The organism is Chitinophaga jiangningensis, from assembly GCF_900142605.1.
Taxonomy (GTDB): Bacteria; Bacteroidota; Bacteroidia; order Chitinophagales; family Chitinophagaceae; genus Chitinophaga; species Chitinophaga jiangningensis.
In genome coordinates this window covers 796,287-808,504 of sequence record NZ_FRBL01000001.1, presented here as the reverse complement: position 1 = coordinate 808,504, position 12,218 = coordinate 796,287, and the positions used below count along the sequence as shown (strand labels likewise).

The 12,218-nt window shown below is 44.8% G+C and carries 12 protein-coding genes; 9 read left to right on the top strand and 3 right to left on the bottom strand.

What is annotated here, in order from left to right; translation table 11 throughout:
- Nucleotides 1-3 precede the first annotated feature (3 nt).
- Nucleotides 4-1,401 (top strand): RagB/SusD family nutrient uptake outer membrane protein, encoded by a 1,398-nt coding sequence (locus tag BUB18_RS03380; protein ID WP_073078009.1) that lies wholly within the window; start codon nt 4-6, stop codon nt 1,399-1,401.
- Between the two features lie 164 nt (nt 1,402-1,565).
- On the top strand, nt 1,566-2,450 hold the full coding sequence (locus BUB18_RS03375; RefSeq protein ID WP_073078007.1) for an SDR family oxidoreductase: 885 nt from the start codon (nt 1,566-1,568) through the stop codon (nt 2,448-2,450).
- Here the strand turns inward: BUB18_RS03375 and BUB18_RS03370 are convergent.
- The gene (locus BUB18_RS03370) at nt 2,435-3,283 is read right to left on the bottom strand and encodes a helix-turn-helix domain-containing protein (protein WP_073078005.1); all 849 of its coding nucleotides are present in this window, start codon (nt 3,281-3,283) and stop codon (nt 2,435-2,437) included. The genes BUB18_RS03375 and BUB18_RS03370 overlap by 16 nt on opposite strands.
- Nucleotides 3,284-3,377: 94 nt before the next feature.
- On the opposite strand from BUB18_RS03370, the gene BUB18_RS03365 reads away from it, so the two are divergent.
- The 4 genes from BUB18_RS03365 to BUB18_RS03350 all read left to right on the top strand — a co-directional run bounded on the left by BUB18_RS03365 (nt 3,378) and on the right by BUB18_RS03350 (nt 6,695).
- Entirely contained in the window at nt 3,378-3,941 is a 564-nt protein-coding gene (locus tag BUB18_RS03365; protein ID WP_143159811.1) for a hypothetical protein, read from the top strand.
- 32 nt (nt 3,942-3,973) lie between these two features.
- On the top strand, nt 3,974-4,531 hold the full coding sequence (locus tag BUB18_RS03360) for an RNA polymerase sigma factor (RefSeq protein ID WP_073078001.1): 558 nt from the start codon (nt 3,974-3,976) through the stop codon (nt 4,529-4,531).
- A 790-nt stretch (nt 4,532-5,321) separates the two neighbouring features.
- A complete protein-coding gene (locus BUB18_RS03355; protein ID WP_073077999.1) occupies nt 5,322-6,197 on the top strand; it encodes a DUF808 family protein in 876 nt (291 codons plus the stop codon).
- Between the two features lie 132 nt (nt 6,198-6,329).
- Nucleotides 6,330-6,695 carry a winged helix-turn-helix transcriptional regulator gene (locus BUB18_RS03350; protein WP_073077997.1) on the top strand — a complete coding sequence of 122 codons (366 nt, stop codon included), beginning with the start codon at nt 6,330-6,332 and terminating at the stop codon, nt 6,693-6,695.
- Nucleotides 6,696-6,697: 2 nt separating this feature from the next.
- Here BUB18_RS03350 and BUB18_RS03345 read toward each other — a convergent pair whose 3' ends face one another.
- Nucleotides 6,698-7,573 carry an NAD(P)-dependent oxidoreductase gene (locus BUB18_RS03345; RefSeq protein WP_073077996.1) on the bottom strand — a complete coding sequence of 292 codons (876 nt, stop codon included), beginning with the start codon at nt 7,571-7,573 and terminating at the stop codon, nt 6,698-6,700.
- A 302-nt stretch (nt 7,574-7,875) separates the two neighbouring features.
- On the opposite strand from BUB18_RS03345, the gene BUB18_RS03340 reads away from it, so the two are divergent.
- A complete protein-coding gene (locus BUB18_RS03340) occupies nt 7,876-8,442 on the top strand; it encodes a Crp/Fnr family transcriptional regulator (RefSeq protein ID WP_073077994.1) in 567 nt (188 codons plus the stop codon).
- Nucleotides 8,443-8,510: 68 nt separating this feature from the next.
- Here the strand turns inward: BUB18_RS03340 and BUB18_RS03335 are convergent, their stop codons facing one another.
- Nucleotides 8,511-9,890 (bottom strand): sigma-54-dependent transcriptional regulator, encoded by a 1,380-nt coding sequence (locus BUB18_RS03335; RefSeq protein ID WP_073077992.1) that lies wholly within the window; start codon nt 9,888-9,890, stop codon nt 8,511-8,513.
- A gap of 375 nt (nt 9,891-10,265) precedes the next feature.
- On the opposite strand from BUB18_RS03335, the gene BUB18_RS03330 reads away from it, so the two are divergent.
- Together BUB18_RS03330 and BUB18_RS03325 are read left to right on the top strand one after the other, a co-directional pair.
- A complete protein-coding gene (locus tag BUB18_RS03330) occupies nt 10,266-11,549 on the top strand; it encodes an epoxide hydrolase family protein (protein ID WP_073077991.1) in 1,284 nt (427 codons plus the stop codon).
- Between the two features lie 130 nt (nt 11,550-11,679).
- Entirely contained in the window at nt 11,680-12,198 is a 519-nt protein-coding gene (locus BUB18_RS03325) for a YceI family protein (RefSeq protein WP_073077989.1), read from the top strand.
- The last annotated feature ends 20 nt before the right edge of the window (nt 12,199-12,218 follow it).

The window sequence follows — 12,218 nt, the reverse complement described above, 5'->3', positions numbered from 1 at the left end:
CAGATGAGAAAATTAATAACTACTATATTTTGCGGTGCCGTGTTGATAGGAGCTTCCAGTTGTAATAAATACCTGGAGATTGTTCCGAGAGGTGATAAAATTCCGCAGACATTACTCGATTACAGGGGGCTGATTGAAAGCGGTGACGCTCACGTTATCGACTACTCGGTGCATGCAGGGCTGGTGAATGACTGGCGGTTGCTGCCTACATCTCAAACGGCAGTCAACCTGGGTACCGTCAATTATAACTGGCAGGAAAGCATTGACAGAACGCAGTTTATACAGACGGACGCAGGCTATTCATCTGCCTATAAAAATATTTTTATTTCCAATGTAGTCATCAATAATGTTCCTGGTGCTACTACCGGTACAGATGCAGAAAAGGCTACCCTGATTGCCCAGGCCAGAGTGGCACGTGCTATCAGCTACTTTTACCTGATCAATACCTATGCAAAAACCTATGATGCAAAAACTGCCGCTACAGATCCTGGTGTAATCATCAATGTAGCGGAGGAAATGGAGCAGACGTTGACGCAATCTACCGTACAGCAGGTATACGATTTCATGTTGAAAGATCTGAACGAATCACTGCCTGCATTGCCGAACATGGGAGCCAATCCAATGATGGCCGGTAAAGGAACGGCATACGCATTGCTGACAAAAATTTACATGTTCCAGCAGAAGTATAAGGAAGCGGAAGAGATGGCGGATAAAGCTCTGGAAATGAACAGCCAGCTATTCGATTATGTGAAGTATTATACCGATAATAAAACGGTGGCTGATGGTACCTCCCCTTCCATTGGTCTCACTAAATACGAGTTCAATAATCCGGAAAACTATTATTTCAATTACGGTGGCACCATCGTTAAAAACCAGGGCTTCTATGCTTCACTGTTACTGCCAACTGACAGTGCTACCTATGAGCCGGGCGATGCAAGGTTTAAAATCAATTTCGTAGGCAGAACACTTTCTAACATGCGTGTATTTACACAGCGCCGCATGGATGATGTGAATAGTGGTGGTATCCGTACACCGGAGATCTATTATGCTAAAGCAGAATGCCTGGCCAGAAGCGGCAAATATGCAGAAGCAATGGAAAAGCTGAACACGGTGCGTCGTAAACGTATTATCGCCTCTTTCTATAAAGACCTGACTGCGGCCACCGAAGCAGAGGCCATCGCATTGATTCGGAAAGAATCCCGGAATGAATACCGTGGATATGGTAATAACTACCTTGACAACCGCCGCTTCAACAATGATCCGGTTTACAGAGCGCCTATTACCAAAACAGAAAACGGTGCTACCTATACGATTACGCCTGATTCTCACCTGTGGATCTTCCCATTCTCCCAAACGTCTATCGCCTACGGAGAAGGCCGCCTGGTGCAGAACAGCCATTAATGATATGTCTTAACAAATGCCAACTATTGAGAAGTAGAAAGGGGAGCCGGGAGGCTTCCCTTTTTCATTTGTATGCCTTACGGTGAACCCCAATTTCGTTTTCTTACAATTTTACCCGCCACCATTCCCGGAGTTTTGTGTCATAAATCATAAATCATAAAGCTATGAACACAGTAAAAACACAAGCCACCATCCTGCTGACAGGTGCCACCGGAAAAATCGGAACCCAACTCGCTAAGCTGCTGTCGGAACAAGGTATACCCTTTCGCGCCATGGTGCGCAATGCGCAGGATACTGCAAAATTTTCTTCCCTTAATGGTGTGGAAGTAGTAGTAGGAGATTTTGATAACCCGGATTCATTGCGACAGGCAGTGGCCGGCATGCACAGCGCTTTTTTACTAACTAACTCAACGGCCAGTGCAGAGCAACAGCAGATTACCTTCGCCAATATCGCTGCTGAAGCAGGGGTAAAGCATCTGGTGAAATTGTCGCAGTATAAAGCGGATGCGGCCTCACCTGTCCGTTTCCTCCGGTATCATGCCGCGGTGGAAGCGCATATCGCTGCCAGCGGCATGACGTATACCTTCCTCCGGCCCAATTTATTTATGCAGGGGTTTTTGTTGTTCAGAGATAGTATTATCCACAAAGGCCAGTTTTTTGCACCGGCCGGGAATGCGAAAGTAAGTCTGGTGGATGTACAGGATATCGCTGCAGTGGCTGCCTGGGTGCTCACCACCACCCACTGGCATAATCAGGTACTGGATATTACCGGCCCTGAATCACTCTCCCATTATGAATTGGCGGAGATGTTATCAGTAGTAACTGGAAAGAGCATACGTTATATAGATGTGCCCCCGGCAGACATGCTACAAGCGGTATTATCCCTGGGCTTCCCGCAGTGGCAGGCGGAAGGGCTGATAGAGGATTACGCACATTATGCCCGTGGTGAGGCCGCTGCCGTAAGCAATGCCGTTCAGCAAGTAACAGGCAGGCCTGCACGAAGTTTTGCGGAATTTATTTCGGATAACGCTGGCTATTTCATCGCCTGATTTTTATCTCTCCCCGAACCGGTTACAAAGAAATTATTATCCTTTAGTACTTTCATAAATTGCTGCGGTGTAGTATCCAGGTAATGCCTGAAATCCTTTATCAGGTGGGATTGGTCATGATAATTAAAGGTGGCTATCAAGTCAAATACATCCGGTAAATTTTCTTTTTGGGAGATGATAGTGTTGATGACGGCTTTAAACCGGAGGAACCGCAGTAATTCTTTCGGTGAGTAACCGGTATATTTCTGAAACCTTAGCTGCACGGTTCTTTCGGACAGCTGCGCATTAGCGGCTATGGCTTTCGCCGGCTGTATTACCGGGTCGTGAAAATAGTTTTTACCGGCTAACAGGGGTTGAGAGGCTGCATCGTTGTCTGTTGTAATGGATAGCAGGTAGTCATTTAACAGATCAACCCTCTGTTGAATGGTTGCAGCCTTCAACTCCTGCCAAAGCTCCTGTATATAAGGCAAGACTACAGGAAATACCACCGTTTTATATTGATCAATGGCCGTGTTGAATATCCGGTAAAATCCGTTGAGATGAAAGTTAAGCACCATCGCATCAGCGCCGGGAACCAACGTGTAGTTGAGCATTTTCCGAAGTGGACCCACCGCGGAAATAGCTTCCAGGTGATAGGTGCCCGCAGGTTCGCTGCCAAACGAGAATGGTATCGTAGGTCCAAAGTTAAGTACCACCATCATTTCCAGATTTGGAGCCAGGTGCTTATTAACATTACTGCTGCCGGCAGGGTTATATACGTGGTAATAATGCGTGATGATCTCCTGCAGGGCAGGAGCGGATTCGTAAAGGTCGCCGTGATGGTCAGTAATCATGGAGTGGTGATGTGGTTAGGGCAAAGGTAAGGGATGTGTGGAATTGCCGAACGTCCGTACAAAAATTGTAAATTGATGTTTAAAATTGGGCAGAATGATGACGGGAAGAATCTTCTCTATTCTTTACCTATTGGTTTTCAATATCCTGCATGTAAGCGCACAACTAAAACCAATGGCCGAAAGTGCCATTGAAATGCAGCTGCGTAACCTGGCACATCGTTTTTTACTGGCATCGGGGGATAGCAATTCCTACATCTTGCCATTAAAGAAAATCAATAACGGCTATAGGATCGAATTTGAAAACCCGGTTACTTTCAGTCCCGATTCGCTCGCTGCTATTGCCGGGCAACTGGGGAAACACCGGCAACTACCGGTACCGTATACACTGAGCATAACAACGGTAACATCTCCCGATATTATTTACGGATTTTCCAGCGAAAATATTCAAAAGGGACAGGTGCCCGCAACAGGGCGGCGTATGCCGGCAGATAATTATGTGATGAATATTTATTTTCCGGCAACCACAAAAAATAACGTTTATACTACCATTTTTCTGGCAGCTATGCCTGCACTGGGGCTCCTCATTTACACCGTAGTGGTGCGCAGGAAAAGGCTCCAGCAGGAGCCCCCGGAAGAAAAAAATACGCATAGCGGGTGATCATCTGTATTCTTTGGTATATACCATAAAACATGGCCGGAATTTCAGCAAGCGAACTTTCAGTGCAGCTAACCCAGGGGAACGGTAAAGCCTATACGGACCTATATCAGCATAGCTTCCCTGCTATCTGCCACTATATTCAACAAAATAGCGGGAATGAACAGGATGCGGAAGATATTTTCCAGGAGGCACTATTGGTGCTGCTCGAAAAAATCAATAACCCGGATTTCAGATTAACCGCTTCCTTAAATACTTTTCTGTTTGCAGTTGCCAGAAACCTCTGGCTGAAAGAGCTGCGAAACCGAAGCCGGATCAGTAATACAGATATTCCCGATGTTCCGGAAGAACATATGGAACCAGCCAAACCATATCAACATAGCTTGTCAGGCTGGTGGAGCAAAATGACAGGCTTCTGCCAACAGGTATTGTCCGCCATATTCCTGCACAACACTCCTATGCAGGCGCTCATGCTAAAAATGGGCTGGAAAAATAAGCATACTGCTGCCCAGCAGAAGTATAAATGCCTGCAACAAATCAAAAAATTAAACACAAAAGTGGGTGATCAGGGAGATGCCATTGGTATCAATTAAAAAACCAAAGGCAATGAAACAACAACAAAGTGCAGTAGTACCGGTTTCCCAAGCCGGCAATCACGAAAAAAGAAATAACCTGTTGAAATTTGGCGTGTGCCCTCTATGTATAATGACGGCAATTTGCCAGCGCATAGGAAAGCTGTGCGGCAGGTGCCTTGTGAAATGCGGACTCAGGAAGCAACCCTGAACCAATGTCACAGGGATACGCCCTGTGACATTGGCTTAAATCGCATATTAAATGCAATCAATAGTCAGTTTGCAGCCACCAGGACAGGTAGTTTGATCTGCTGAAGTTAAGCAGACTTTGTTTTTCTGTTTTGGAGCAGTCAGGTTAGCGACTTTAACTTTGGTTAACTGGAGCTTTTTTGGAGTTGCGCTCTGTTTCATAGTAAATAGCATTTATTGTTTGTCCTCTCCTGTCTTTAGCCGGGGGCAATGCCATGGAGTGGTTGTTCAGCATATAAGGTATGTAGTGCTATGGGAATTAATTACAGGTTTTTTGGGTTACATGATATATAAAAGTAGGATAGATGGGTGTTGCCGGGTTGCAGTAGGAGGAAAATTCTCTCTATTTCCACTTAAACTGCAACGAAGGACCTTGAAAAGTTTAAGATGCTCCATAGACTCCGGCAAGGTTATAATGTTGGAGATAATGGCTTCTTTTTGTTGCACATATGAAAAAAAACCAGCAGCTTTGCCTTTCTTTCTGATAAACTGTGTACTAAAACAACGGTACGCAAATTGATGAATACGAACCTATATTGAACTAAATTAAACCACCAACACAATGGCCTCGGGCATATTTGCGATCCTGGATGATATTACGGCATTATTGGATGACGTTTCTGTAACTGCTAAAGTAGCCACGCAAAAAACAGCGGGCATCCTGGGGGATGATCTCGCTGTGAACGCAGAGAAGGCGACAGGTTTCCTGTCTTCCCGGGAACTCCCTGTACTCTGGGCTATCACCAAGGGATCGTTTCTCAACAAGCTCATCATCATTCCTATTGCATTACTGTTAAACGTGTTTTTTCCAATCGCGATAAAGATTGCGCTGATATTGGGCGGACTTTACCTTGCATATGAAGGGGTAGAGAAAATCATTGAATACCTCTTTCACCGTTCGGAAGAAAAAGCAAAACCGGAGGAGCCGGCTGCGGAAGTGCTGGAAAATGACCTGGCAGCGGAAAAAACCAAAGTGAAGTCTGCCGTTACCACGGATTTTATTTTGTCTATAGAGATAGTAATTATCGCGTTGGGATCAGTGCTGGATAAGCCACTTGTTACCCAGATCATTACCGTTTGTATTGTAGGTATCCTGGCAACCATAGGCGTATACGGTATCGTAGCGCTGATTGTGAGGATGGATGATGCCGGTTATAAACTGATCAAACGTTATGGCAACAAGGGGTTTCTTGCCTCCATCGGTATGATGCTGGTAAAGGCGCTGCCATTGATTATCCGGTTACTGGCGGTGGTAGGTACTTTTGCGCTTATACTGGTGTCTGGCGGTATCTTCCTGCATAATATTGAGTATTTCCATCATTTCCTGCCCAATGTGGCTTCCATTTTAAAAGAGTTTGGAATAGGCCTGGCAGCAGGGCTGGTAATGGTGGGATTGATGATGATCGGGAAGCAGGTAAAGAAGTTGTTTACAAAGTAAGTTATATAAAGGCCCGACAGCCCCCACAGGCGAACTCCGTGGGAAAATATTTGCCATAAACAGGACAGGGATAAATTTTTCCCTGTCCTGTTTGTCGTTTAGCCATTTTATCTTTGGTTAAAACCAATAAAGATGTACCAGAAGAAAATACCTGAAGTGCTGGACTGCGGCATTGCAGTGGCTGTAAAAGTGATAGGAGGTAAATGGAAGGCCTGGATCATCGACTGTATCCGGCGTGGCGTTGCCCGTCCAAGCGCCATCCACCGCGAGATGGAAGTGGTGAATCCACGCATCATCAATCTCCACCTGAAAGAACTGGAAGAGATGGGGATTGTTTATAAAGAGATCTTCGCCGAGGTGCCCGCCCGTGTGGAGTACCGGCTTACGACCGTTGGCCGCAGCCTGCTGCCGGTGATCAACGTTCTGGAGCAGTGGGGTAATGAAAATAAGGAGTACGTGAATGGCCATCACGCGGAATATATCCTCGGTAACAACTAGTTCTAACTCACTTTTCTCAGTACTTTGATAATGGCGGCATGTTCCTCCTTGCCATACCCTGCGTCTATCGCCCGTTGGAACAGGCTGGCAGCGAATTCAGGGAGCTCGCTGCTGATACCCGCTTCCCGGGAATGCTGCACCAGCAGATGCAGGTCGTGGCCGGTAGTATCTACCGTACTTTCGGGATCGCTGAATTTATTCTGATCGATCACCCGGCCCATGTGCTTCGATTCTTCTGCCAGCATGGGTGAAACACTATGGATTAATTCTCCGAATTTTTCAGGGGGGAATCCTTCGTTCTCCGCAATCAGCGCTCCATGCACAAAGCCGATCCAGCTGCCCGCGAGGTATGCCAGCACTGCTGCAAACAATACTGACGACTGCCCGGGCTCTTCACCGAGGAAGCTGGTGCTGCCCAGTAATTTTAGCGTAGTGGCGTGGGTGTTATATGCTTTTTCGTTGCCGCTGAAGGTAATCGTTGCAGCATCCGTTCCTACCTGCCGTGGCCATGCGAGGATGTCGCCATTGAGCAGGACTGCCCCGTGCTGTTGGGCCCATGCCGCCGCCTCGCGGGATTCTTTGGGCGTACCGGTACTTAACTGTACCAGGGTGCGGCCACTTAGTGTATTTTCTACTGCTTTGTTTTTAAGGATTTTGTCTGCCGTTTTGTAGTCCGACACGCAGATGACGGTTAGGCTGCTCGCCGCTATAGCATCTTCAGCGCTCGCCGCTGCGGTAGCACCTTTTGCCACCATAGCCTGTACCTTTTCCGTATTCCTGTTCCATACGGTCACATGGGCGCCCTTACTGATAAATGCCTTTGCCAATGCTGAGCCCATAGCCCCCAATCCTATCACTGATACTTTAGTTCCTTTCATATTGATGTACTTTTTTTGTTACAGGAGCAAAGCTATGAACAGTGGGAAATCCGGTCAATATGGGATAAATGATTCATGTAGGGGAAAAATTTGTCAGTATGATCAATATTTTGGTAAACGGAAATATTACGCTGCAGGAAACTAAACGCCTGCATTAACCGACATAAGCAGTTTTAATGGTAGTGCTTTCACGTCTGATAAGCATCTAAGCTTCTAATCGGACAGCAGGATTTCATTACAATGATTTTTTAAAAGAATGCTTAATTTTATTAATAAAAGTCTTTGCATTATATACGCTAACTATGGACGCTAAAGGAACTTTAAAGGATCACATATCTAAACTAACCGTTCTGAGTGACGAGGAATTTGACTATTTCTTTTCGCACTTTCAGCAGCAAAGCTTCAAAAAAGGACAGGCCATTATTACGCAGGGCGATACCGTTAATTACGAATACTTCGTGATTTCGGGCTGCCTAAAGACTTTCTTCGTTAACGATGATCTCAAAATGTTCATCCTTCAATTTGCAATGTCTACCTGGTGGGCATCGGATTATAATGCCTTGTACAATCATGGCAAAGCCACCGTTAATGTTGATTGCATCTCGGATACCGAAGTACTTTGTTTAAGCAATGCCGATCGGGAGAAATTGTGTAAGGAGCTTCATCAGGTAGAGCATTTTTTCAGGTGGCGCACCAATAGGGGATATGTCGCCGCGCAAAAAAGATTGCTGTCTTTTATGAATAATGATGTCAAAGGCAGGTATGAAGAACTTTTAAATTTATATCCCGAATTATATAATGCTGTTCCTAAACACCTCATCGCAGCTTATTTAGGTGTTTCGCGTGAAACGCTTAGCAGGTTACATTAATATCTATTTGGATATACGATTGTCATGAAGGTTCCATAATTATGTGATCGTTTGCCAGCAAAAGAAAATCACAAACTATTGTTTTTTGCATATTTTTTTTCAATACCTAATTTTTTGATTCGTGAATTCAAAGTGGAGGGGTGAAGTTCCAGTAATGCTGCAGCACCATCTTCCCCATATATTTTCCAGCCGCATTGTTCCAGCGCATATAGAATATGATCCCGTTCATTGTCCACCAGTGACTTTATCCGCCCGTTACCTGCAGTCTCCGTTTTTTTATTGGAACCGGAAAGGGTAAGAGAATTGACAATGGGGCCGTTTGTTAAAAGCACAGCTCTGGCCATAGCGTTTTCCAATTCCCTGATGTTGCCGGGCCAATTGTAATTTAGCATCGATTGGATTACGTGGTCTGCTATCCCGTCGATTTCTTTTTTTTCTTTGAGTGCATAAATATTCACGAAATGTTTAGCCAGGGCAACAATATCATCTTTACGTTCGCGCAGTGGTGGTAACAGAATAGGGAAGATGTTTATCCGGTAATAAAGGTCCAGCCTAAATTTACCTGCTGCCACCTCTTCTTCCAGATTGCGATTAGTCGCTGCGACAATACGTACATCTATTTTTTTGGTTTTTCCACCAATGGGTTCAATTTCTTTTTCCTGCAATACTCTGAGTAGCTTCGCCTGCAGGTCCAGTGGAAGTTCACCGATCTCGTCTAAAAAGACAGTCCCTTGGTTTCCCTGTTCGAATTTGCCGATTCTTTTTTCAGAGGCCCCGGTAAATGATCCTTTTTCGTGACCAAATAACTCTGACTCGATCAGGTTGGCCGGCAGCGCAGCGCAGTTTACGGCAACGAAAGGCTTTTGTTTACGTTCGGATAGCTGGTGGATACTCCGCGCAATTAATTCTTTCCCCGTGCCACTCTCTCCTAAAATGAGCACAGATATATCGGATCCACCAACTATATGGACATTTTTCATCACTTCCTTCATACAGTCACTCTCGCCGATGATTTCCCTGAAGTCAGCTGCCTTTGTATTTTTGCTGATATCTTTGGATGGTTCTGATAAACCGTGGTCCTGGCGATGCAGGTACCAGGCGACATCTAACATCACCAACACATCTTTTTCCCTAAATGGTTTTACCAGAAATCCGTAAGGCCTGGTAGCCTTTGCAGCATCAAGGGTCTGTTTGTTTGAATTAGCAGAAAGGTAGACAAAGGCAATATGTCTCTCCCGTAAAGTTTTGGCCAGGTCAATACCTGTTAAGGGCCCTTTTAAATAAATGTCAACTAAAACCAAGCTCGGTTTCTCCTCTTCAATAATTTGTAATGCTTCCGGGACCGAACGGGCGATCTTGCAAACAATATAACCGGCGCCGCGCAGTATTCCACGCAAGTTGTCTGCTTCTATAAATTGATCCTCAACAATCAGAATCTTTGTATTCATATCTTTTAATGCTTTATGTTCTTGCCTGTTTAGAACAATAATAGCTGCCTGATTTTAACTGCAGTCTGATACCTTCAGTCGCTAACTCATTTTATCGCGATGTCATCCCATTTCACTGTGTATAGTTGCTTAACAAGAAACGAATTAATATAGTTTCAGAATAAATTCAGCAAGTATTTTCTTGAATAAAAATACGGTGCTCAATTTAATTTATTGGAATTTTTAATATCTCGATATCTCGCTGGACGCTCACACACTTTAACGATATTTAAATAAAATATACAAAATTTACAATTGTATTTAATTGTAATGTAATAATATAAGGCTGGCATGCAATTAGGTTGGCGAAATCGAACCATAAAAACAACCTGAAAAATGAAAAATACCAGAAAAGTTATTGCAGGTACGATTGCCGCAGGCGCATTGATGGTGCAAAGTGCGTTTAGCATTGCGCAAAGAGCTCCGATGGGAGCAGCTGATGATAGTGAAGCAATACGCCCCTTCCAGGTGAAGGTCGCCCAAAGCAGCATCGTTGATCTTAAAAAACGCATATTGGCAACCAGATGGCCGGAGCGCGAAACGGTAGGGGATAAGTCGCAGGGGGTACAGCTCGAAGTGATGCAAAAGCTGGCACATTACTGGGCAACAGCATACGATTGGCGCAGGATTGAATCCAAACTCAAGGAGCTGCCACAGTTTGTCACCACCATCGACGGGTTGGATATTCATTTCATACACGTGCGCTCCAAACATAAAAATGCATTACCGATCATCATTACTCATGGTTGGCCGGGCTCTGTTATAGAGCAGCTCAAAGTTATTGGTCCGCTGACAGATCCAACGGCGTTTGGCGGAAAAGCAGAAGATGCGTTTGACGTGATCATACCTTCACTACCGGGCTATGGTTATTCTGCAAAACCAACGGCAACAGGCTGGGACCCACAACGCATTGCCCGCGCATGGATTACCCTGATGAAAAGGCTGAATTATAAACGATTCGTAGCCCAGGGGGGTGATTGGGGCAATGCAGTTACAGAACAAATGGCCCTGCTTACCCCACCGGAGTTGATTGGTATTCATACCAATATGCCTGCTACGGTTCCCGCCGATGTTGCAAAAGCGCTTCAGTATGGTGAACCAGCACCAGCTGCTCTTTCTGCTGATGAAAAACATGCCTTTGATCAGCTCGACTATTTTTACAAACATGGCTTAGGGTATGCCAATGAAATGGCGAACCGCCCGCAAACATTATACGCCATTGAAGATTCTCCGATTGGTTTGGCAGCCTGGATGCTTGATCATGATGCGGCAAGCCTTAACCTCATATCAAATGTATTTAACGGGGAGGCTGAAGGACTGACGAAAGATGACGTTCTTGATAACATTACGTTGTATTGGTTAACCGGAACAGCAGTTTCTTCAGCACGCCTGTATTGGGAAAGCAAACTTTCCTTTTTTGCACCGAAGGGTGTTAGCATACCTGTAGCCGTTAGTGCATTTCCTGACGAACTTTATCAGGCCCCGCGAAGTTGGGCAGAAGCGGCATACCCCAAGCTGATTTATTATAATAAGCTTGAAAAAGGTGGCCACTTTGCTGCCTGGGAGCAGCCGAAAATATTTGCCGAAGAAATGCGGGCTGCATTTAAGTCGTTGCGTTAATCCATAAACCTGCCCCGGGCCAGCGTGATCTACATCACAAAAAATAATGTTGGCCGCTATGTGATGCAGATCACGCTCCCGGCAGGGAAATACCACCGAAATTTGTTCTGTCATCTAAAACACAAATAAAATGGAAAATCAAAAATTTGAAATTGTAAGTACTCAAAGCAATATTGACTGGGTAGGAAAAAAAGTAACCGGTGCACATAACGGCACGATCGACATCAAAGAAGGTGAAATAATATTAAATGATGGAAAACTGGTAGGCGGCAAATTTATTGTCGATACAACCTCCATTAAAATATTGGATGTAAAGGACCCTGCATTAAACGCCCAATTCTGGGGGCATCTGGCATCTGATGATTTCTTTTCATCTGAAAAATACCCCGAAGCATTTTTCGAAATAATTTCAGTTTCAGGCAACCGTGTTTATGGCGACCTGACTATTAAAGGGATTAAACATCCTATTAGCTTTAATGCGAGTATCAGCGTAAATGGCAACGTATTACATGCAACCGGTACCATCATCGTTGACCGTACCAAATACGAAATGAAATTTCGATCCGGTAATTTCTTTAAGGACTTAGGCGATACGCTGATCTACAATGACTTTGAACTGAATGTTAACATTACTGCTAAAGCTGCTTAATAAGTGCTTTATCCTAAAAA

Excerpts from the sequence above, each read along its gene's own strand:
- BUB18_RS03380 (WP_073078009.1), top strand. The coding sequence starts at position 4 with ATGAGAAAATTAATAACTACTATATTTTGCGGTGCCGTGTTGATAGGA.
- BUB18_RS03375 (WP_073078007.1), top strand. The coding sequence starts at position 1,566 with ATGAACACAGTAAAAACACAAGCCACCATCCTGCTGACAGGTGCCACC.
- BUB18_RS03370 (WP_073078005.1), bottom strand. The coding sequence starts at position 3,283 with ATGATTACTGACCATCACGGCGACCTTTACGAATCCGCTCCTGCCCTG.
- BUB18_RS03365 (WP_143159811.1), top strand. The coding sequence starts at position 3,378 with ATGATGACGGGAAGAATCTTCTCTATTCTTTACCTATTGGTTTTCAAT.
- BUB18_RS03360 (WP_073078001.1), top strand. The coding sequence starts at position 3,974 with ATGGCCGGAATTTCAGCAAGCGAACTTTCAGTGCAGCTAACCCAGGGG.
- BUB18_RS03355 (WP_073077999.1), top strand. The coding sequence starts at position 5,322 with ATGGCCTCGGGCATATTTGCGATCCTGGATGATATTACGGCATTATTG.
- BUB18_RS03350 (WP_073077997.1), top strand. The coding sequence starts at position 6,330 with ATGTACCAGAAGAAAATACCTGAAGTGCTGGACTGCGGCATTGCAGTG.
- BUB18_RS03345 (WP_073077996.1), bottom strand. The coding sequence starts at position 7,573 with ATGAAAGGAACTAAAGTATCAGTGATAGGATTGGGGGCTATGGGCTCA.
- BUB18_RS03340 (WP_073077994.1), top strand. The coding sequence starts at position 7,876 with ATGGACGCTAAAGGAACTTTAAAGGATCACATATCTAAACTAACCGTT.
- BUB18_RS03335 (WP_073077992.1), bottom strand. The coding sequence starts at position 9,890 with ATGAATACAAAGATTCTGATTGTTGAGGATCAATTTATAGAAGCAGAC.
- BUB18_RS03330 (WP_073077991.1), top strand. The coding sequence starts at position 10,266 with ATGAAAAATACCAGAAAAGTTATTGCAGGTACGATTGCCGCAGGCGCA.
- BUB18_RS03325 (WP_073077989.1), top strand. The coding sequence starts at position 11,680 with ATGGAAAATCAAAAATTTGAAATTGTAAGTACTCAAAGCAATATTGAC.